The organism is Pseudomonas sp. G3-19 (assembly GCF_054855875.1).
This window is the reverse complement of record NZ_JBMPIQ010000003.1, coordinates 95,383-114,746: the sequence shown is the minus strand read 5'-3', so window position 1 is coordinate 114,746 and position 19,364 is coordinate 95,383. Positions and strand designations below refer to the sequence as shown.

The following is a 19,364-nucleotide window of genomic DNA, read 5'->3' as shown; positions in this document are numbered from 1 at the left end:
ACGATGGTCGATTTGCATCAGGAATTTAAGAGCAGCGTGTTCTTTCACCAGGCAAGAATCGAGCGGCGCTCGGTCGATGCTCTCATCGGCATCGCCGCCGGGCTTGCCGCAGACGGCACGATCAACCAGCAAGAAGCCGAGTTTCTCAGAACCTGGATTGAAACCCATTTGGTGCACCTGGATGATCCGGTTGTGAACATCCTTTACAGACGTCTTGCCGACATGCTCAGTGATGGAGTTCTAGACGCCGACGAGTCTGCGGAGCTGTTGGAAATGCTGCATCAGTTCACCGGGCTGCCAGTCGCACCAACACAAACACCAACGTTTACCACTCCGGCCAGCCTTCCTCTCGACCACCCTGCCCCGCAGTTATGCCTGATTGATCGGGTCTTCCTGTTTACAGGCGTCATGGCCTATGGGCCACGTAAAGAATGTGAGTCGCAGATCCTCGAACGCGGCGGCCTTATTGGTGGTTCCGTCAGCAAAAAGATTCACTATTTGGTAGTGGGCAGCATTGGCAATGATCAGTGGCTTCACAGCTCTTACGGCACCAAGATCAAGAAAGCCGTTGAGCTGAGAGACAGCGGCGTGCCGATTGCGATCATCAGCGAAGATCATTGGCAGAAGGTTCTGTTCGGGTAATTGCCCCTAAGGGCATCGCTGACTCTGCTTCGCCAGCGCTGACCGAAAACCGCTCCCGGTACGCCTGCGGCGTCACCCCGATCGCGCGCAGAAAACTGCGGCGCAAGGTTTCTTCACTGCCAAACCCGCAATTGGCCGCAATCCGTTTCACCGGCAGCACGGTATCACTCAGCAGGCGCCGGGCGGTTTCGACGCGGATCAGTTCGATGGCGCGGGCCGGGGTCTGGCCGGTGTCGGCGCGGTAGTGGCGGACGAAACTGCGTTCGCTCATGCCGGCCTGTTCGGCCAGGGTCGGGACGCCGAGGTCGCAGGTGAGGTTTTCGGCGATCCAGGCGTGCAGTTCATCAAAGCGATTGCCCTGATTCTGCAGGGCCAGGGTTACGCTGAATTGCGATTGCCCACCCGGGCGCTTGAGGAACACCACCAGATGCCGGGCGACGTCGAGGGCGATGTCGCGGCCCAGATCTTCCTCGACCATCGCCAACGCCAGATCGATGCCGGCGGTGACGCCGGCCGAGGTCCAGACCGGGCCGTCGTTGATGAAGATCGGATTGGCTTCGACCTGCAGCTTCGGGTGCTGCTGCGCCAGTTGTTCGCAACGGGTCCAGTGGGTGACCACGCGACGTCCGTCGAGCCAGCCGCTCGCCGCCAGTAGAAATGCCCCCGTACACACCGAGGCGACGCGTCGACATTTCGCTGCGTGCTCGCGTACCCAATCCACCAGCGACTCATCTTCGGATGCCGGATAGATCCCCCAACCACCCGCGATAATCAGCGTGTCGCTGGCGTCTTGCGGCAACGGTTCGGCGAGCACCGCCAGCCCCGCCGAGGACATCACCGCCCCACCCTCGCGAGCAATCACCGACGGCGCATACGGCACCGGCAAGCCGCGTTGGCGGGCGATGTCGTTGGCCGAGGCGAATACTTGCAGAGGGCCGGTGACGTCGAGAATCTGCATGTTGGCAAACGCGAGTACATGGATGACTTTGGGCATTTGGCGTAATTCGTGGGGTTATTGGCGTATACGCCAGAACCTACGCGCCTACAGTGAAGCCGTCCACCCCTCAAATGGAGAAAAATCCCATGACGTTGCAGATCGGTTTTCTGTTGTTTCCGCAGGTGCAGCAACTCGACCTGACCGGTCCCTATGACGTACTGGCCTCGCTGCCGAACGTGCAGGTGCATCTGATCTGGAAAGATCTGGTGCCGATCACTGCGAGCACCGGCCTGCTGTTGAAACCGACCACCACCTTCGAGGACTGCCCGGATCTGGATGTGATCTGCATTCCCGGCGGCGCCGGGGTCGGGCCGCTGATGGAAGATGAGCAGACGTTGGAGTTCATCAGGCGTCAGGCAGCGCAGGCCAGGTATGTGACGTCGGTGTGCACCGGTTCGCTGGTGCTGGGCGCGGCGGGACTGTTGAAAGGCAAACGCGCGACCACCCACTGGGCCTATCACGAACTGCTGCCGAAACTCGGCGCGATTGCGGTGCAGGACCGGGTGGTACGCGACGGCAATCTGTTTACCGGTGGCGGCATTACCGCAGGCATCGACTTTGCGCTGGTGCTGGCCGCCGAACTGGTGGGGGCCGAGGCGGCGCAGTTAATTCAACTGCAGCTGGAATATGCGCCGGCGCCGCCTTTTGAATCGGGCAGCCCGCAGACGGCGCCGAGTGCTGTCGTCGATGAGGCTCGGCACCGCGCGGCGCTTTCGTTGAAACTGCGCACGGAAATCACCGAGCGCGCGGCGGCGAAGCTCGATCTGCGCTGATTCCTCAGCCACACACAGATCTACTGTGGGAGCGGGCTTGCTCGCGAATGCGGTGTATCCGTCGAGATTTTTATCGCCTGACACACCGCATTCGCGAGCAAGCCCGCTCCCACAATGGGTTTTGTGGATGGCCTCAGGTTTGGAACCTGTCCCCGCATCCCGCCACAGCTTTACTTGTCCCCACGCCCTCACCCGTGTAGAAAGCCCTTCCACAAAATTCTGCACAAGGACTTTCGATGAAGGCGTTGCCATGGCTCTATCTGGCACTTCTCAGCCTCGGTTATGGATTGGCGTTGAGCTTTGGCCAACTCGGCTGGCTCGCGCTGATCTCCGTGGGACTATTGCTGTTGACCGGTTTCGCCGTGCGCCAACAGCAGGTGCCGGTGGCGCGCCTGTTGGGGCATGCCGTGTTCATCTTCCTCGCCCTGTCGCTGGCGCTGCACTGGTTGCCGGGATTCGCCAACGGCCGGGCCATCGCCCCGCTGCGTTTCACCGACGACGCCGTGCCGTTTGCGATGTACCTGAATCTGGACAAACCCTTGATCGGCTTCTGGCTGTTGCTCGCCTGCCCGTGGATTGTCGCGGCACGCTCGCTGCGTCCGACGGAGTACGCCAGCGTCCTCGCCCTGACCTTGAGCGCCGTCCTGGCGCTGGGCGGCGCACTGTTGTTCGGCATGATTGCCTGGGCGCCGAAGTGGCCTGATCAAGCATGGCTGTGGCTGCTGAACAATCTGCTGTTGGTGACGCTGGTCGAGGAAGCGCTGTTTCGCGGCTATATACAGGGCGGTTTGAGCCGACTGTTCAAACACCTGCCCCACGGCGACAACCTCGCTCTGCTGCTGGCGTCGCTGATCTTTGCCCTGGCGCATCTGGGCGCGGGTTGGCACTGGGTGTTGCTGGCGGGTCTGGCGGGTGTCGGCTATGGTCTGGCCTACCGTTTCGGTGGCCTTGCGGCGGCGATCGCCACGCATTTCGGGCTGAACCTGCTGCATTTTGCGCTGTTCACCTATCCGATGCTGGCCGGTTGAAGCAAGAGCGGTTTTGCGACGCCGTACTTATATCTGAAAAAAAAACTTCAATAATTTCCTGACAGCGCCGACAACCTTTCAAAGCCTTGCGGATTGAAAAACCATGCGTAATAACCAGCCCATTACACAACGCGAACGGACTTTCCCGGCTCAGCAGCGGTTGATTTCCACAACCGACGCCAAAGGCGTGATCACCTACTGCAACGACGCTTTCGTCGAAATCAGCGGGTTTTCGCGTGAAGAGCTGATCCGTGCGCCGCACAACCTGGTTCGTCACCCCGACGTCCCGGCTGCGGTGTTTTCGCACATGTGGGGCACACTGAAACAAGGCTTGCCATGGATGGGCATTGTCAAGAATCGCTGCAAATCCGGTGACCACTACTGGGTGAACGCCTACGTGACACCGGTGTTCGACGGCAATCAGGTGGTCGGTTACGAGTCGGTGCGGATCAAACCCACCGCCGAACAGATCCGCCGTGCCGAAGCGCTCTACCAACGCATCAACCAAGGCAAGTCGGCGATCCCTTCCAGCGACAAATGGCTGCCGGTGCTGCAGGACTGGCTGCCGTTCATTCTGGTGAGCCAACTGAGCTTCGTGATCGGCGCAACCCTGAACTCGCACTGGGGCTTCGCCCTGGCAGCGGGCCTCTCGGTGCCGCTGGGCCTGATGGGTCTGCAATGGCAGCAACGCGGGCTCAAGCGCCTGCTGCGTCTGGCCGAGCAGACCACTTCCGACCCGCTGATCGCGCAGATGTACACCGACAGCCGTGGCGCGCAGGCGCGTCTGGAAATGTCGATCCTCAGCCAGGAAGCGCGCCTGAAAACCTGCCTGACCCGTCTGCAGGACACCGCCGAGCACCTGACCGATCAGGCCAAACAGTCCGACGCCCTGGCGCACAACAGCTCCAGCGGTCTGGAGCGCCAGCGCGTGGAAACCGAACAGGTCGCCACCGCCGTCAACCAGATGGCTGCCACCACGCAAGAAGTGGCGAGCCACGTGCAGCGCACTGCCGACGCCACCCAGGAAGCCAATCGCCTGACCGGTCGTGGCCGTGACATCGCCGGGGAAACCCGCGAAGCCATCCAGCGCCTGTCGGTGGTGGTCGGCGAAACCGGCCTGACCGTCACCCAACTGGCCAAGGACAGCGACGAAATCGGCGGCGTGGTCGACGTGATCAAAGGCATCGCCGACCAGACCAATCTGCTCGCCCTCAACGCCGCCATCGAAGCGGCACGTGCCGGCGAGATGGGCCGTGGCTTCGCCGTGGTAGCTGACGAAGTGCGCCAACTGGCGCAACGCACCAGCGAATCCACCGGCCAGATCCACGCCCTGATCGCCAAGCTGCAGCAGACCGCGTCCAGCGCCGTGCAGACCATGGAAGCCGGCCATCGCCAGGCCGAAGAAGGTGTGGCGCGGGTACTGGAAGCGGATCAGGCACTGGTCGGCATCAGCGAAGCAGTGGCCAACATCACCGACATGACCACGCAGATCGCTGCTGCGACCGAAGAGCAAAGTGCCGTGGCTGAAGAAATCAGCCGCAACATCAGCAACATTTCGGAGTTGGCAGACCAGACCTCGGAACAGGCGCATAACTCGGCGTTGCTGAGTGAAGAGCTGACCAAGACTGCGAATACTCAGTATTCGTTGGTGGAGCGGTTTAACCGCTAAAAGTAAAAGATCGCAGCCTGCGGCATCTCCTACACCGATCACCTGTAGGAGCTGCCGCAGGCTGCGATCTTTTAATCTTAAAAGCCCAGACAGCGAAAGCGTCCGGGCTTTTTATTGCCAGTCTGAAATTGATGGTGCTTGGCAGACCGCATTCGCGAGCAAGCTCGCTCCCACATTGGCACTGCGTTGAGTCACAGTTCTGCGCACGACGACAATCACCTGTGGGAGCGAGCTTGCTCGCGAAGACGCCTTCTCTGCCAACGACGATCTCACTCAAGCAACGCAGACACTGCCTACAACTGCGCCAGAATGCGCCGACTGGTGCTTGGTGCAGCCAAGTTCTATCGCTTGCCGGTCGCTACTCAATCACGCAGATCGGCCAGCATGAATACATACCCCACGCGAAACCCCCACAAACAGTAAGTTCGTGATGAACTGACATTCCTGGATGCTCGGCACGCCGCGCGTGATGGGCAGAAAGTGTTCGATAAATATGTGATCACTGGCAGGCTATCCACCACAAAGTAAATCAAAAGATCGCAGCTTTCGGCAGCTCCTACACCGATCACCTGTAGGAGCTGCCGAAGGCTGCGATCTTTTGACCTGTAAGCCCGGACAGCTAAAGCGTCCGGGCTTTTTGTTGCCAGTCTGAAACTGGTGGTGTCTGGCAGACCGCATTCGCGAGCAAGCTCGCTCCCACATTTAGTCCTGTGTACGCAGAACCAATGTGGGAGCGAGCTTGCTCGCGAAGAGGCCATAACGGCCAGCGGAATTATTGAGGCAACCGCAGTTTGTCCAGCAATCGATTAACCAACAGCTCGTTCAAAATGATCAGCTGTTGCAGCGCCAGCAGCGGATTGCCCTCCGGGCCACCGATTGAGTTGGCGATATTGCCAGCCATGACTTTGGCCGACGACAACGATTCGCAAGCCTCGGCGATCGAGAGGAGGTGCAGCGAAGCAAACCGTAGGCGCTGCCCCCCGGATCGATCCCGGAGCGAAGGAACCCCTAGCTCCAGCGAGCGGGCCGAACGTTGGAGCAAGCGTTTTTTGCTTACTTTTGAGGTGTTTGTCAAAAAAGTGAGTCGTCGTAAGGGCGAAACCTTAAGTGGCCGTTACCGCGGCAACGGATATTCACGCAGTCTCGGCAACGTTATTAGCTGACCAGCACATATAAGGCTGGCTGCCTAGCTGTCAGATCTGACAGTAGACGCACACCTGTTCAAGCGGATATCAAGAGAAACCGTAATTGCAGTCGGTTGTAACACCTCCTCTTAATTGAAAAGGCAGGTTTAACAATGACCACGCACGTTATGTTTCTCCCGAAAAAACCGCTCGTCAGTGATGACAGGTTTCAATGGAGATTGGGCGGTAAACGGAAAACAGCGAAATTCAGATCTTTCTATCAGGACGAGTTCTTGGGCGAGCGGTATTGGTCCATCAGTGGTGGAACAGGAAATTTCGACGATGAAAGCTATTTTTCGTTCTCCATGACTCTGCCCTACCAATCCGATGAGTCACTCACAGGCGTCTATAACTTCGACGACGGGCTGACATTTGTCCACAGCCATTGGATCCCTGCGCCGCCGGGATTTATCGGAATGGCTTCGGTGGACGCCGACTCGGCGATCCTCAGCGTTAAATATGATGCTGAAACGGACATCGCTACGGGATCATTCGAGGCCGTGTTCAAAAGTCATCGCTATCGTCTGAATCCCAAGGGGACTTTCACCATGACGAGACTGAGACCATCGGATGCTGGCTAACTCTGGCAGGGGTGCTCGCTGCAACTCCGGAGGAGTACCCCTTCAATGTAATTTGAAAGAATGACTCCTTGGAGCTGCCGCAGGATGCGATCCTTTGATCGTGAAAAACTGGTTAGCGAAAGCCTCCGGGGTTTTATTGCCTGTTTGAAATGGATGGCGCGCGGAAGACAGCTTTCGCGAGCAGGCTCGCTCCCACAGTAGGGCCGGGTACATCAGTAAGAGAATGGTCGGCTGTCAGGCCGCCATCGCTGGCAAGCCAGCTCCCACAGGGATTGCGTGCAGTCAGTAATAGAATGGTCGGCTGTCAGGCCGCCTTCGCCAGCAGGCGGGTTCCCACACAAAAGCAAGAGCAGAACGCGCACCGCTCTTGCTCCTCACCACTCAACAGGATGAGCGCAAGCTCGGCTGTCGCTCTTGATCTTGATCCACAGGCGACATCGGAAGGCTGAGCGGAGGGATTGATCCGGGGGTGGGAGCGCAGCGACCGTTTGGCGCAGCCAAACACAGCGAGAGGAGGTGCAGCGAAGCAAACCGTAGGCGCTGCGCCCGGATGGATCCCGGAGCGAAGGGACCCCGAGCTTTAGCGAGCGGGCCGGACGTAGGAGCAAGCGTTTTTGGTTACTTTTTAGGCGTTTGTAAAAAGTGACCCGCCGTAAGGGCGGAACCCTAAGTAGCCGTTACCGCAGCAACGGATATGCACACAGTTCGAAAAGTGTGCAACGTTCAAGATCTACCCCCTCACCCCAGCCCTCTCCCCCAAGGGAGCGAGGGGGGAAAGGGAGCCGATCTTCATGAGTTTCAAAATTTCAGCTCGGCTCGGTCAACACTGAAGAAACGCAGCCACCTTCTGCCCGGCGGCAGCCAAATGCCGCTCATGCGTAAACCCGGAAACCTTGAGCGGCTTCAAATCATGATCCCCAGAGGCCAACCAAAACACCTCAATACTCGGCGATAGATCGTAAGCCTCGACAGCGTCCCGATTTCCGAGAGCATCCCGCTCCCCCTGAACAATCAACGTCCGAGTCCGCAAAGAAGCCAAATGTTCAACCCGCGGTTTCTCAGGTTTCCCAACCGCATAAAACGGATATCCAAGACAGACAAGCGCATCGGCGCCCAATTCGTCAGCCAAAAGACTGGCCATCCGCCCGCCCATCGACTTCCCGCCAATCGCCAAAACCCCAGCGACATGACGTCGCACCAGGCCATAAACCTCACGCCAACATTCCAGCAATTTCGGCGCCGGATTAGGCGGCCGTTTACTGCCATCCACCCGCCGCTGCGCCATATAAGGAAACTCAAACCGCAACACGTTCACGCCCAATCCAGCAAGGCGCCCAGCCATATCCGCCATCCACTCACTGTCCATCGGCGCCCCCGCCCCATGCGCCAGGATCAGAGTCGCCGAAGCCTCGCCCGACGCGGCATCCCAAAGCCACCCATGATCCCGCACGCACTGCGCCCATTGATCCCCGTCAATACTGGCCTTGTGCTGTTTGTCCATGCTTGCCTCGCTTTTAGTCTGCCTATAACTCCAGGCGAAGGATTCGCGGCGTTTTCCGCGCGCGCTCACTTCGGCTGAACCGTGGATGGGGAACCATGAACACTTCTATCAGTACCGCCTACAACTACAAGGTGGTCCGCCAATTCGCCATTATGACGGTGGTGTGGGGCATCGTCGGCATGGGGCTCGGGGTTTTTCTCGCGGCCCAATTGGTCTGGCCCGAACTCAACTTCAATTTGCCCTGGACCAGTTTCGGCCGTCTGCGCCCGCTGCACACCAACGCGGTGATCTTCGCCTTCGGTGGCTGTGCGCTGTTCGCCAGTTCGTTCTACTCGGTACAACGCACCTGCCAGACGCAATTGTTCGCGCCGAAAATCGCCGCATTCTGCTTCTGGGGCTGGCAGCTTGTGATTCTATTGGCAGCGATCAGCCTGCCACTGGGTTACACCAGTTCCAAGGAATACGCCGAGCTGGAATGGCCGATCGACATCCTGATCACCATCGTCTGGGTCGCCTACGCCATCGTGTTCTTCGGCACGATCATGCAGCGCAAGACCAAGCACATCTACGTCGGCAACTGGTTCTTCGGCGCGTTCATCATCACCGTGGCGATTCTGCACATCGTCAACAACCTTGAGTTGCCGGTGAGCCTGACCAAGTCCTACTCGGTGTACGCCGGTGCGACCGACGCGATGGTGCAATGGTGGTACGGCCACAACGCCGTGGGCTTTTTCCTCACCGCCGGTTTCCTCGGGATGATGTACTACTTCGTGCCGAAACAGGCCGAACGTCCGGTGTATTCGTATCGCCTGTCGATCGTGCACTTCTGGGCGCTGATCACCCTGTACATCTGGGCCGGCCCGCACCACCTGCACTACACCGCACTGCCGGACTGGGCGCAGTCGCTGGGCATGGTGATGTCGCTGATCCTGCTGGCACCGAGCTGGGGCGGCATGATCAACGGCATGATGACCCTCTCGGGCGCGTGGCATAAGTTGCGCAGCGACCCGATCCTGCGCTTCCTCGTGGTCTCACTGGCGTTCTACGGCATGTCGACCTTCGAAGGTCCGATGATGGCGATCAAGACGGTCAACGCCCTCTCCCACTACACCGACTGGACCATCGGCCACGTACACGCCGGCGCACTCGGCTGGGTGGCGATGATCTCGATCGGCGCGCTGTACCACATGATCCCGAAAGTCTTCGGCAAAGAGCAGATGCACAGCATCGGCCTGATCAACGCGCACTTCTGGCTCGCGACCATCGGCACCGTGCTCTACATCGCCTCGATGTGGGTCAACGGCATCGCCCAGGGCCTGATGTGGCGCGCAGTCAACGAGGACGGCACGCTGACCTACTCCTTCGTCGAAACCCTGGTGGCCAGCCACCCAGGCTTCATCGTGCGTCTGGTGGGTGGGGCGATCTTCCTCAGCGGCATGTTCCTGATGGCTTACAACACCTGGCGCACCGTGCGGGCCTCGCAGCCTGCTGACGTCGTTGCTGCCGCGCAGATGGCCTGAGGAGTCCGCCATGAAACACGAAACGATTGAAAAGAACGTCGGCCTGTTGATGCTGCTGATGGTGTTCGCCGTGAGCATCGGCGGCCTGACCCAGATCGTCCCGCTGTTCTTCCAGGACGTCACCAACAAACCGGTGGAAGGCATGAAGCCCTACACCGCGCTGCAACTGGAAGGCCGCGATATCTACATCCGCGAAGGCTGCGTCGGTTGCCACTCGCAGATGATCCGCCCGTTCCGCGCCGAAACCGAACGCTACGGGCACTACTCGGTGGCCGGTGAGAGCGTGTGGGATCACCCGTTCCTGTGGGGTTCGAAACGTACCGGGCCGGATCTGGCCCGGGTCGGCGCGCGTTACTCGGACGACTGGCACCGCGCGCACCTGTACAACCCGCGCAACGTGGTACCGGAGTCGAAAATGCCGGCCTACCCCTGGCTGGTGACGCAAGCGGTCGACAGCAGCCACACCGAAACCAAGCTCAAGACCATGCGCACCCTCGGCGTGCCGTACACCGACGACGACATCAGCGGCGCGGTCGCCAGCCTCAAGGGCAAGACCGAAATGGACGCCCTCGTCTCCTACCTGCAAGTGCTCGGCACTGCGATCAAGAGCAAGAGGTGAGCACGATGATCATTGAAATGAGTGCAGGGCTGATTCGCGGCCTCGGCACCGTCGTGGTGTTCGTCGCCTTCGTCGGCCTGACGATCTGGGTGTTCAACCGCAAGCGCACGCCGGAGTTCGCCGAAGCGCGCCTGCTGCCGTTCGCCGACGAGCCGAAACCCGACACCCAACCAGTATCTGAACCAAGGAGTACCCGGCCATGACCACCTTCTGGAGTACGTGGATCTGCGTACTGACCATCGGCAGCCTGATCGGCCTGACCTGGCTGCTGATCGGCACCCGCCGGGGCGAGACCAAGGGCAGCGTCGACCAGACCATGGGCCACAGCTTCGACGGCATCGAGGAGTACGACAACCCGCTGCCGCAGTGGTGGTTCATGCTGTTCGCCGGCACGCTGGTGTTCTCCGTGGGCTATCTGATCCTGTATCCGGGCCTGGGCAACTGGAAAGGCATCCTGCCCGGCTACGAGGACGGCTGGACCGGCGTCCACGAGTGGGAAAAGGAAATGAACAAGGCCGACGCCAAATTCGGGCCGATCTTCGCCAAATTCGCCGCCATGCCGGTGGAAGAAGTGGCGAAGGATCCGCAGGCGCTGAAAATGGGTGGCCGGCTGTTCGCTTCCAACTGCTCGGTGTGCCACGGTTCCGACGCCAAGGGCGCTTTCGGCTTCCCTAACCTGGCCGACAGCGATTGGCGCTGGGGCGGCGATGCCGAGACCATCAAGACCACCATCATGGGTGGCCGGATGGCGGCAATGCCAGCCTGGGGCGACGTGCTGGGTGAAGCCGGGGTGAAGAACGTCGCGGCGTATGTGCGTCACGAACTCGCCGGCCTGCCGCTGCCTGCCGACAGCAAAGCTGACCTGCAAGCCGGACAGCAAGCGTTCAGCACCACCTGCGTAGCCTGTCATGGGGCAACCGGCCACGGCACTGAAGCCATGGGTGCGCCGAATCTGACGCACCCGGCCGGATTTATTTATGGCACGAGTCTGACGCAGCTTGAGCAGACCATCCGCCACGGTCGCCAGGGCCACATGCCGGCACAGAACGAACTGTTGGGCAACGATAAAGTGCAACTGCTCGCAGCTTATGTGTACAGCCTTAGCCATGGATTGAATACAGAAAAACTGATTACTGAAGACAACAAACAGTAATCATTGCACACACCTCTGCCGCACCATTCTCGGTGCGGCAGCATCCCGCCCCTTTGCGACGCATTGTCGCACCCCGTCACACCCTCTCCTTTCGGTTCCCCGGATTCGGGTCTACGCTTGCTCGATGCGGACTGGCTTGTGCTGGTTCCAGGTCAACGCTGACTGCTGTGTTCTTCGAACCGGCTGACTGATGTGGCCGCAAACGCCGGTAGATACCGGCTGTCGTGCCATTTACCGTCCGTCACCCGAACTGAGCGTTTGAACACACCCCGTTACAAGCGACCTGATCCCCTCGCTTTTTTCGTCCGTTGCGACATTTTGTCCGAGGCCAATTTTGACCTTACGCGGCGTATGGAAAGGCCGCAGAATCAGCGTTGGAAAGCATTGACCCAGGTCATGGCGCGTTGCAATGACCCCCTGCTCTCTGCATACTTGCGGCCGATTTTAATCCTAATAAAACACCCAAACCGTGGAACCTTAGAATGAGCACAGCAATCAGTCCGACTGCTTATAACTATAAGGTAGTCCGCCAGTTCGCCATCATGACGGTGGTCTGGGGGATCCTTGGCATGGGGCTTGGTGTCTTCATCGCCTCGCAACTGGTCTGGCCGGAGTTGAACTTCGGTCTGCCGTGGACGAGCTTTGGACGCCTGCGCCCGTTGCACACAAACCTGGTGATTTTCGCCTTCGGTGGTTGTGCACTGTTTGCCACTTCCTACTATGTCGTGCAGCGAACCTGCCAGACGCGACTGATCTCCGACAGCCTTGCCGCCTTCACCTTCTGGGGCTGGCAGGCGGTCATCGTCGGCGCAATCATTACCTTGCCGCTGGGTTACACCACCACCAAGGAATACGCCGAACTGGAATGGCCGCTCGCCATTCTGCTGGCCATTGTCTGGGTCTCCTACGGGCTGGTGTTCTTCGGCACCATCACCAAGCGCAAGACCAAACACATCTATGTCGGTAACTGGTTCTACGGCGCGTTCATCGTCGTGACCGCAATGCTGCACATCGTCAACCACGCCTCCCTGCCGGTGAGCTTCTTCAAGTCCTACTCGGCCTACGCGGGTGCGACCGACGCGATGATCCAGTGGTGGTACGGCCACAACGCCGTGGGCTTCTTCCTGACCACCGGCTTCCTCGGGATGATGTACTACTTCGTGCCGAAGCAGGCCGAACGTCCGATCTACTCGTATCGCCTGTCGATCGTGCACTTCTGGGCGCTGATCACCCTGTACATCTGGGCCGGTCCGCACCACCTGCACTACACCGCACTGCCGGACTGGGCACAGTCGCTGGGCATGGCGATGTCGATCATCCTGCTGGCGCCAAGCTGGGGCGGCATGATCAACGGCATGATGACCCTGTCGGGCGCCTGGCATAAGCTGCGCACCGACCCGATCCTGCGCTTCCTCGTGGTGTCGCTGGCGTTCTACGGCATGTCGACCTTCGAAGGTCCGATGATGGCGATCAAGACCGTCAACTCGCTCTCGCACTACACCGACTGGACCATCGGCCACGTCCACGCCGGCGCTTTGGGTTGGGTGGCAATGATTTCGATCGGCGCGATCTACCACATGATCCCGAAACTGTTCGGTCGTGCGCAGATGCACAGCGTCGGCCTGATCAACGCGCACTTCTGGCTCGCGACCATCGGTACCGTGCTGTACATCGCTTCGATGTGGGTCAACGGCATCACTCAGGGTCTGATGTGGCGTGCAATCAACGATGACGGCACCCTCACCTACTCGTTCGTCGAAGCGCTGCAGGCCAGCCACCCGGGCTACATCGTCCGTGCCCTGGGCGGTGCATTCTTCGCCAGCGGCATGTTGTTGATGGCTTACAACGTCTGGCGCACCGTGCGCGCCTCGAACCCGGCTGAAGCCGAAGCCGCTGCCCAGATCGCTGTCGTTGGAGCTCACTGATGAAGCATGAAGCTGTCGAGAAGAATATTGGCCTGCTGGCCTTCTTCATGGTCATCGCCGTCAGCATTGGCGGCCTGACCCAGATTGTTCCGCTGTTCTTCCAGGACGTCACCAACAAGCCGGTCGAAGGCATGAAGCCGCGTTCGGCGCTGGAACTGGAAGGCCGCGACGTCTACATCGCCAACGGTTGTGTCGGCTGCCACTCGCAGATGATCCGTCCGTTCCGCGCTGAAACCGAACGCTACGGCCACTACTCGGTCGCCGGTGAAAGCGTCTGGGACCACCCGTTCCTGTGGGGTTCCAAACGTACCGGCCCGGATCTGGCTCGCGTGGGCGGTCGTTACTCCGATGACTGGCAGCGTGCGCACCTGTACAACCCGCGCAACGTGGTACCTGAGTCGAAAATGCCGGCTTACCCGTTCCTCGTGGAAAACAAGCTCGACGGCAAAGACACGGCCAAGAAAATGGAAGTGTTGCGCACGCTCGGCGTCCCTTACACCGACGAAGACATCGCCGGTGCAAAAGATGCCGTGAAGGGCAAAACCGAAATGGACGCGCTGGTGGCCTACCTTCAGGGCCTGGGCACCATCATCAAAAGCAAACGGTGATTCTTCATGGATATCGGGATGATTCGCGGCCTGGGCACCGTCGTCGTGATGGTGGCCTTCATCGGTTTGGCGTTGTGGGTATTCAGCCCCAAGCGCAAGTCGGAGTTTGAAGACGCAACCTTGCTGCCTTTTGCGGATGATCCCGAAGCCATCAAGCACGTCGAGCAAGCTTCTAGGAGTAACAAAGAATGACTACATTCTGGAGTCTGTACGTCACAGTCCTCAGTCTCGGTACGATCTTCGCCCTGACCTGGCTGCTGCTGTCGACCCGCAAGGGCCAGCGCAGCGAACAGACGGACGAAACGGTCGGCCACTCCTTCGACGGGATCGAGGAGTACGACAACCCACTGCCGAAATGGTGGTTCATGCTGTTCGTGGGCACCATCGTGTTCGCCCTGGGTTATCTGGTGCTGTACCCGGGCCTGGGCAACTGGAAAGGCCTGCTGCCGGGCTACAACTACCTCGATAACGACAAGCAGACCGCGTTCGCCAACGGCCAGACCGGCTGGACCGGCGTGCATGAGTGGGAAAAGGAAATGGCCCGCTCGGACGCCAAGTTCGGTCCGATCTTCGCCAAGTTCGCGGCGATGCCGATCGAGGAAGTGGCCAAGGATCCGCAAGCACTGAAGATGGGCGGCCGTCTGTTCGCCTCCAACTGTTCGGTATGCCACGGTTCCGACGCCAAGGGCGCCTATGGCTTTCCGAACCTGACCGACGCCGACTGGCGCTGGGGCGGCGAGCCGGAAACCATCAAGACCACCATCATGGGCGGTCGACACGCGGTGATGCCGGCCTGGGCCGAAGTCATTGGCGAACAAGGCGTAGCCGATGTCGCAGCCTTCGTGGTGACCCAGCTCGATGGCCGCAAACTGCCGGAAGGCACCAAGGCTGACCCGGCCAACGGCCAGAAACTGTTCGCCGCCAACTGCGTGGCCTGCCACGGTCCGGAAGGCAAAGGCACCCCGGCGATGGGCGCGCCTAACCTGACCCACCCGGCCGCGTTCATCTACGGTTCGAGCTTCGCGCAACTGCAGCAGACCATCCGTTACGGCCGTCAGGGCCAGATGCCGGCGCAGGAACAACTGCAAGGCAACGACAAGGTGCACCTGCTGGCAGCGTACGTGTACAGCCTGTCCCACGGTGAAAAAGCGCCGGAGGCCGAGGCGCAATAAGGCCAGGGCTTGATGTAATGAAGAATCCCCCGCCAGTGCTCTGGCGGGGGATTTTTTATGGGTTACTGGCCCAGATCGACTTCACCGGCACGGTGGCCACCGGCGTACGTTTGCGCCACTGATTGTCCTCGACCAGACTCACCTCCAATTGCTTGCGATCCTTGGAAAAAGTGGCGGTCAGGTACGTCTGCTGAGAAGCTGAACCGCTGAGAAACATCGGCACGCTCCCCATATAGGTCTGGCTACCACCCTCGTCGTGGAAGTGGCCGGCGAACATCGCCGTCACCTGATACTTTTCAATCATTTCGCGAAAGCGCTTCTCTTGATCCCAACTGCCTTTCCACTCATAGGGCTTGTGCATGTTGATAATGATCGCGTAGCCCTGCGCTCGCGCTATTCGCAAATCATTTTCCAGCCAGTCCAGCGACGCCGTGATATCGAATGTGGTCGGATTCAACGCGTGAGAAATCTTCACCGCATAAGTGGGTTCATTGTTCAACTGCACCAGATGCACTTCACCCATATTCTTTGAATAAGCCAGACTACCCAGATAGTGTTTATTCACAAAGCTGCCGGTGACTTCCAGATCAAATTCATCGACTTTACCGACATGATGATCACGGTAATCAACAATACTGCCCGCTGCGCAACTTTCACTGAAACAGTCATTCACGTTGTTCTGGTAGTCGTGATTGCCCAATCCGTAGAGCACGTGATCGCCAAAGTGTTTCTTCAGCATCGAACCGATGAAAGAGCGCTGCCAGCCGTGGCCAAACGCGGTCATGTCACCGTTGATCATCAATGGCACGGCAGCCTGCCCGCCCATCTCGGTGCGGAACTGGGCAATGCTCGCGAACTGGGTTTCCACCAGCCATTTCGCGCGCTTTTCGAAATCCGCGCTCGACTCATCCTCGCCACTGTCCGACTTTTCTGTCCACGGGTATTGCGGGTCTGATGCAAATACCATGTGCTGCGGCATACCTTCGTTGGCACTGGCGAGAGAAGTCAGGGACACCAGACACAGACAAGCGAAAAGCTTTTTAACTTCCTTGATTTTCATAACACTCCATTATTCCGTTAAATTTCAAAACATGAACATGCAACTAGCACGCTGCAGAACAGCCAATAAGCTATTCGAAAAAAACAAGAAAGCAAAACCCATTAATTAACTAATGATATTTCTTGAATATTAAAATCGCCTTCGAAATTAATACTTTGAGACACATGCCTGATGGACTCGATTCGCTATGCTCTGTAGGGTCGTCCACAGCCCGTTGACCCTCATCGGAGCCACTTCAAGGATGAAGCCGCTATGTTGAATGACAGCAAAAACCCTCTCCCGGTTGATCAGAAACTCATAGACAACGATCAGGCAATCGATCCATCGAACCACCCCGTGGAATCGATTGCCGTGACACTGGGTAATCCGTTGCAACCCGACTCCAGAAGCACCACAAAGCCCCACAGAAATACCGGCAGTCTCGAGAGCCTGGGCGGCGGCAGACTTCCCTGAGTCTTGACGCCACGTCTGAATCAATCCGAGCCGGTCTGCGCCTTGTGCGAGGCTGGCTCGACTGATGCCTGCCACGGACCGACCAACGGACGGCTGAGTCCTGTCTTCCTCGATTGCCGCCCCCAAGGCGAAGTAGTAACGTTGCTACATCTGTATTGCGAGAGGTCAACCATGATGGCAATCACCACCATCTCCAGCCGTGAATTCAATCAGGACACCAGCGGCGCCAAAAAGGCTGCACGTCTGGGTCCAGTGATCATCACCGACCGTGGCAAGGCCTCTCACGTACTGTTGAGCATTGAGGAATTTCAGAAACTGAGCGGTGCACACGCCAGCATTGTCGATTTGCTGGTCATGCCGGAGGCTGCCGACATCGATTTCGAAACCGAGCGCGCAGTCATCATTCATCGTCCTGTGGATCTGTCCTGATGTATTTACTCGACACCAATGTGATTTCCGAACTTCGCAAGCCGCAAGCCGATGCCAATGTCGTCAGTTGGGCCAAAAGCGTCATCGCACCGCGCCTGTACATCTCGGCCATTACCTTGAAAGAACTGGAAACCGGGGTACTACGAATGGAACGGCGTGATCCTGCTCAAGGAAAGCTGTTGCGCAGCTGGCTGACGCGTCACGTCATGCCGGCCTTCGAAGCCCGAATCCTGCCGGTCGATGCCGCGGTGGCACTGCGTTGTGCCAGCCTGCATGTACCCGACCAGGCCAATGAAAGCGATGCATTGATAGCTGCCACGGCACTGGTGCACGGGCTCACCGTCGTCACTCGTAACGTCGGCGATTTCCAGTCGAGCGGTGTCGCCCTGATCAATCCATGGGAACAATGAGCGAGCGACTGCGCGAAAACTGTCCATACTCATCAAGTCAATTGATCTGCATCAGGCTTTGCTGCATTCGCTACACCAATAATGCTTTTTCCCCAACGCGACCAAAGGTCGCACCCTTGAGTTAGAGCGACAGGCGTATCATTGCGCCACTGCGACACCCCTTTCTGACCGCGGTCGGCACGTATCGACCGAGGCATTTGTCCACTGCCGTGGGATGCAATGATGAGCAACCAGATTCCGGTACACGACGTCACACCACCGAGCAAAAACGCGAACAACAGCGTCGATCTTTACGCCTCTCGAGAAAAAATCTACACCCGTGCTTTCACCGGCCTGTTCCGCAATCTGCGGATGATCGGCGGCGCCGCGCTGTTCCTGTTGTATTTCGGTACGGTGTGGCTGAACTGGGGCGGGCATCAGGCGGTGTGGTGGAACCTGCCGGAACGCAAGTTCTTCATCTTTGGTGCGACCTTCTGGCCGCAGGACTTCATCCTGCTGTCGGGGCTGCTGATCATTGCGGCGTTCGGCCTGTTCTTCATCACCGTTTACGCCGGCCGCGTCTGGTGCGGCTACACCTGTCCGCAAAGCGTGTGGACGTGGATTTTCATGTGGTGCGAGAAGGTCACCGAAGGCGACCGCAACCAGCGGATCAAGCTCGATAAAGCGCCGATGAGCGGCAACAAATTTCTGCGCAAGCTCGCCAAGCATTCATTGTGGCTGCTGATCGGCTTCGTCACCGGCATGACCTTCGTCGGCTACTTTTCGCCGATCCGCGAACTGGTGATCGAGTTCTTCACCGGCCAGGCCGATGGCTGGTCGTATTTCTGGGTCGGTTTCTTCACCCTCGCCACCTACGGCAACGCCGGCTGGCTGCGCGAGCAGGTGTGCATCTACATGTGCCCCTACGCACGTTTCCAGAGCGTGATGTTCGACAAGGACACCCTGATTGTTTCCTACGACCCGCGTCGCGGCGAAAGCCGTGGCCCGCGCAAGAAAGGTGTCGACTACAAGGCCATGGGTCTGGGCGACTGCATCGATTGCACCATGTGCGTTCAGGTGTGCCCGACCGGTATCGACATCCGTGACGGCCTGCAGATCGAGTGCATCGGTTGCGCCGCGTGTATCGACGCCTGCGACGCGATCATGGACAAGATGGACTACCCGCGCGGCCTCATCAGCTACACCACCGAACACAACCTCTCCGGCCAGAAAACCCATAAACTGCGGCCACGCCTGATTGGCTACGCGGTGGTGCTGCTGGCGATGATCAGCCTGCTGGTGACGGCGTTCTTCATGCGCTCGCTGGTCGGCTTCGACGTCAGCAAGGATCGCGTGCTGTACCGCGAAAACGCCGAAGGCCGGATCGAAAACGTCTACAGCCTGAAGATCATGAACAAGGATCAGCGCGACCACACCTACGTCCTGGAAGCCGCCGGTCTGCCGGACCTGCGCTTGCAGGGCAAACGCGAGATCAAGGTGCCGGCCGGCGAAATCTTCAGCATGCCGGTGGAGTTGTCGAGCGCACCGGAACAATTGCCGTCGAGCACCAACGAGGTGAAATTCATCCTCAAGGATGCCGACGACGACAGCGTCCACGTTGAAGCCAAGAGCCGATTCATCGGCCCACAAACCCGTTGAGA

Annotated in this window: 20 protein-coding genes; 16 read left to right on the top strand and 4 right to left on the bottom strand. The window is 59.0% G+C overall.

The annotated features are described in order from the left end of the window. Nucleotides 1-3 precede the first annotated feature (3 nt). On the top strand, nt 4-642 hold the full coding sequence (locus ACOYXI_RS00800) for a BRCT domain-containing protein (protein WP_135295324.1): 639 nt from the start codon (nt 4-6) through the stop codon (nt 640-642). Here ACOYXI_RS00800 and ACOYXI_RS00795 read toward each other — a convergent pair. Beyond that, complete coding sequence (locus tag ACOYXI_RS00795) at nt 605-1,636, bottom strand: GlxA family transcriptional regulator (RefSeq protein ID WP_461674132.1); 1,032 nt, start codon at nt 1,634-1,636, stop codon at nt 605-607. The genes ACOYXI_RS00800 and ACOYXI_RS00795 overlap by 38 nt on opposite strands. Nucleotides 1,637-1,725: 89 nt before the next feature. On the opposite strand from ACOYXI_RS00795, the gene inhA reads away from it, so the two are divergent. The 3 genes from inhA (at nt 1,726) to ACOYXI_RS00780 (ending at nt 5,109) form a co-directional block, all read left to right on the top strand. Then, complete coding sequence (inhA, locus tag ACOYXI_RS00790) at nt 1,726-2,412, top strand: isonitrile hydratase (RefSeq protein ID WP_461674131.1); 687 nt, start codon at nt 1,726-1,728, stop codon at nt 2,410-2,412. A 236-nt stretch (nt 2,413-2,648) separates the two neighbouring features. Then, entirely contained in the window at nt 2,649-3,440 is a 792-nt protein-coding gene (locus tag ACOYXI_RS00785) for a CPBP family intramembrane glutamic endopeptidase (RefSeq protein ID WP_134785881.1), read from the top strand. Between the two features lie 103 nt (nt 3,441-3,543). After that, on the top strand, nt 3,544-5,109 hold the full coding sequence (locus ACOYXI_RS00780; protein ID WP_003223402.1) for a methyl-accepting chemotaxis protein: 1,566 nt from the start codon (nt 3,544-3,546) through the stop codon (nt 5,107-5,109). Nucleotides 5,110-5,881: 772 nt separating this feature from the next. Here ACOYXI_RS00780 and ACOYXI_RS00775 read toward each other — a convergent pair. Beyond that, nucleotides 5,882-6,151 carry a DUF6124 family protein gene (locus ACOYXI_RS00775; RefSeq protein WP_461674130.1) on the bottom strand — a complete coding sequence of 90 codons (270 nt, stop codon included), beginning with the start codon at nt 6,149-6,151 and terminating at the stop codon, nt 5,882-5,884. A gap of 255 nt (nt 6,152-6,406) precedes the next feature. Between ACOYXI_RS00775 and ACOYXI_RS00770 the strand changes: the two genes are divergently transcribed. Further along, nucleotides 6,407-6,874 carry a hypothetical protein gene (locus tag ACOYXI_RS00770; RefSeq protein ID WP_139055690.1) on the top strand — a complete coding sequence of 156 codons (468 nt, stop codon included), beginning with the start codon at nt 6,407-6,409 and terminating at the stop codon, nt 6,872-6,874. A gap of 820 nt (nt 6,875-7,694) precedes the next feature. Here the strand turns inward: ACOYXI_RS00770 and ACOYXI_RS00765 are convergent. After that, nucleotides 7,695-8,375, bottom strand: a complete 681-nt coding sequence (locus ACOYXI_RS00765; RefSeq protein ID WP_461674129.1) for an alpha/beta family hydrolase — start codon at nt 8,373-8,375, stop codon at nt 7,695-7,697. A gap of 95 nt (nt 8,376-8,470) precedes the next feature. Here ACOYXI_RS00765 and ccoN (ACOYXI_RS00760) point away from each other — a divergent pair, with 95 nt between their 5' ends. The 8 genes from ccoN (ACOYXI_RS00760) to ccoP (ACOYXI_RS00725) all read left to right on the top strand — a co-directional run bounded on the left by ccoN (ACOYXI_RS00760) (nt 8,471) and on the right by ccoP (ACOYXI_RS00725) (nt 15,372). After that, entirely contained in the window at nt 8,471-9,895 is a 1,425-nt protein-coding gene (gene ccoN, locus ACOYXI_RS00760) for a cytochrome-c oxidase, cbb3-type subunit I (protein WP_047293096.1), read from the top strand. Between the two features lie 10 nt (nt 9,896-9,905). Next, nucleotides 9,906-10,514: a cytochrome-c oxidase, cbb3-type subunit II gene (ccoO, locus tag ACOYXI_RS00755; protein WP_003223389.1), complete on the top strand. Its 609-nt coding sequence runs from the start codon at nt 9,906-9,908 to the stop codon at nt 10,512-10,514. A 5-nt stretch (nt 10,515-10,519) separates the two neighbouring features. After that, the gene (locus ACOYXI_RS00750; RefSeq protein ID WP_226500297.1) at nt 10,520-10,717 is read left to right on the top strand and encodes a cbb3-type cytochrome oxidase subunit 3; all 198 of its coding nucleotides are present in this window, start codon (nt 10,520-10,522) and stop codon (nt 10,715-10,717) included. After that, nucleotides 10,714-11,667 (top strand): cytochrome-c oxidase, cbb3-type subunit III, encoded by a 954-nt coding sequence (gene ccoP, locus ACOYXI_RS00745; protein WP_247842465.1) that lies wholly within the window; start codon nt 10,714-10,716, stop codon nt 11,665-11,667. The genes ACOYXI_RS00750 and ccoP (ACOYXI_RS00745) overlap by 4 nt, the downstream gene beginning before the upstream one ends. A 482-nt stretch (nt 11,668-12,149) precedes the next feature. Next, nucleotides 12,150-13,592, top strand: a complete 1,443-nt coding sequence (gene ccoN, locus ACOYXI_RS00740) for a cytochrome-c oxidase, cbb3-type subunit I (RefSeq protein ID WP_003223381.1) — start codon at nt 12,150-12,152, stop codon at nt 13,590-13,592. Then, complete coding sequence (gene ccoO, locus ACOYXI_RS00735; RefSeq protein WP_024164411.1) at nt 13,592-14,200, top strand: cytochrome-c oxidase, cbb3-type subunit II; 609 nt, start codon at nt 13,592-13,594, stop codon at nt 14,198-14,200. The genes ccoN (ACOYXI_RS00740) and ccoO (ACOYXI_RS00735) overlap by 1 nt, the downstream gene beginning before the upstream one ends. A gap of 6 nt (nt 14,201-14,206) precedes the next feature. Beyond that, nucleotides 14,207-14,392 (top strand): CcoQ/FixQ family Cbb3-type cytochrome c oxidase assembly chaperone, encoded by a 186-nt coding sequence (locus tag ACOYXI_RS00730; RefSeq protein ID WP_003175465.1) that lies wholly within the window; start codon nt 14,207-14,209, stop codon nt 14,390-14,392. After that, a complete protein-coding gene (gene ccoP, locus ACOYXI_RS00725; protein WP_103368398.1) occupies nt 14,389-15,372 on the top strand; it encodes a cytochrome-c oxidase, cbb3-type subunit III in 984 nt (327 codons plus the stop codon). The genes ACOYXI_RS00730 and ccoP (ACOYXI_RS00725) overlap by 4 nt, the downstream gene beginning before the upstream one ends. Before the next feature lie 55 nt (nt 15,373-15,427). Here ccoP (ACOYXI_RS00725) and ACOYXI_RS00720 read toward each other — a convergent pair whose 3' ends face one another. After that, a complete protein-coding gene (locus ACOYXI_RS00720) occupies nt 15,428-16,432 on the bottom strand; it encodes a metallophosphoesterase family protein (RefSeq protein WP_098967985.1) in 1,005 nt (334 codons plus the stop codon). A gap of 627 nt (nt 16,433-17,059) precedes the next feature. Here ACOYXI_RS00720 and ACOYXI_RS00715 point away from each other — a divergent pair. The 3 genes from ACOYXI_RS00715 to ccoG all read left to right on the top strand — a co-directional run bounded on the left by ACOYXI_RS00715 (nt 17,060) and on the right by ccoG (nt 19,362). Next, nucleotides 17,060-17,314, top strand: a complete 255-nt coding sequence (locus ACOYXI_RS00715) for a type II toxin-antitoxin system Phd/YefM family antitoxin (RefSeq protein WP_177434682.1) — start codon at nt 17,060-17,062, stop codon at nt 17,312-17,314. Continuing rightward, nucleotides 17,314-17,724, top strand: a complete 411-nt coding sequence (locus ACOYXI_RS00710) for a PIN domain-containing protein (RefSeq protein ID WP_461674128.1) — start codon at nt 17,314-17,316, stop codon at nt 17,722-17,724. The genes ACOYXI_RS00715 and ACOYXI_RS00710 overlap by 1 nt, the downstream gene beginning before the upstream one ends. 222 nt (nt 17,725-17,946) lie before the next feature. After that, the gene (gene ccoG, locus ACOYXI_RS00705) at nt 17,947-19,362 is read left to right on the top strand and encodes a cytochrome c oxidase accessory protein CcoG (protein ID WP_123587757.1); all 1,416 of its coding nucleotides are present in this window, start codon (nt 17,947-17,949) and stop codon (nt 19,360-19,362) included. Nucleotides 19,363-19,364 lie beyond the last annotated feature (2 nt).

Bases quoted from the DNA above. Each gene is read 5' to 3' on its own strand.
- ACOYXI_RS00800 (WP_135295324.1), top strand. From the start codon at position 4: ATGGTCGATTTGCATCAGGAATTTAAGAGCAGCGTGTTCTTTCACCAG.
- ACOYXI_RS00795 (WP_461674132.1), bottom strand. From the start codon at position 1,636: ATGCCCAAAGTCATCCATGTACTCGCGTTTGCCAACATGCAGATTCTC.
- inhA (WP_461674131.1), top strand. From the start codon at position 1,726: ATGACGTTGCAGATCGGTTTTCTGTTGTTTCCGCAGGTGCAGCAACTC.
- ACOYXI_RS00785 (WP_134785881.1), top strand. From the start codon at position 2,649: ATGAAGGCGTTGCCATGGCTCTATCTGGCACTTCTCAGCCTCGGTTAT.
- ACOYXI_RS00780 (WP_003223402.1), top strand. From the start codon at position 3,544: ATGCGTAATAACCAGCCCATTACACAACGCGAACGGACTTTCCCGGCT.
- ACOYXI_RS00770 (WP_139055690.1), top strand. From the start codon at position 6,407: ATGACCACGCACGTTATGTTTCTCCCGAAAAAACCGCTCGTCAGTGAT.
- ACOYXI_RS00765 (WP_461674129.1), bottom strand. From the start codon at position 8,375: ATGGACAAACAGCACAAGGCCAGTATTGACGGGGATCAATGGGCGCAG.
- ccoN (WP_047293096.1), top strand. From the start codon at position 8,471: ATGAACACTTCTATCAGTACCGCCTACAACTACAAGGTGGTCCGCCAA.
- ccoO (WP_003223389.1), top strand. From the start codon at position 9,906: ATGAAACACGAAACGATTGAAAAGAACGTCGGCCTGTTGATGCTGCTG.
- ACOYXI_RS00750 (WP_226500297.1), top strand. From the start codon at position 10,520: ATGATCATTGAAATGAGTGCAGGGCTGATTCGCGGCCTCGGCACCGTC.
- ccoP (WP_247842465.1), top strand. From the start codon at position 10,714: ATGACCACCTTCTGGAGTACGTGGATCTGCGTACTGACCATCGGCAGC.
- ccoN (WP_003223381.1), top strand. From the start codon at position 12,150: ATGAGCACAGCAATCAGTCCGACTGCTTATAACTATAAGGTAGTCCGC.
- ccoO (WP_024164411.1), top strand. From the start codon at position 13,592: ATGAAGCATGAAGCTGTCGAGAAGAATATTGGCCTGCTGGCCTTCTTC.
- ACOYXI_RS00730 (WP_003175465.1), top strand. From the start codon at position 14,207: ATGGATATCGGGATGATTCGCGGCCTGGGCACCGTCGTCGTGATGGTG.
- ccoP (WP_103368398.1), top strand. From the start codon at position 14,389: ATGACTACATTCTGGAGTCTGTACGTCACAGTCCTCAGTCTCGGTACG.
- ACOYXI_RS00720 (WP_098967985.1), bottom strand. From the start codon at position 16,432: ATGAAAATCAAGGAAGTTAAAAAGCTTTTCGCTTGTCTGTGTCTGGTG.
- ACOYXI_RS00715 (WP_177434682.1), top strand. From the start codon at position 17,060: ATGGCAATCACCACCATCTCCAGCCGTGAATTCAATCAGGACACCAGC.
- ACOYXI_RS00710 (WP_461674128.1), top strand. From the start codon at position 17,314: ATGTATTTACTCGACACCAATGTGATTTCCGAACTTCGCAAGCCGCAA.
- ccoG (WP_123587757.1), top strand. From the start codon at position 17,947: ATGAGCAACCAGATTCCGGTACACGACGTCACACCACCGAGCAAAAAC.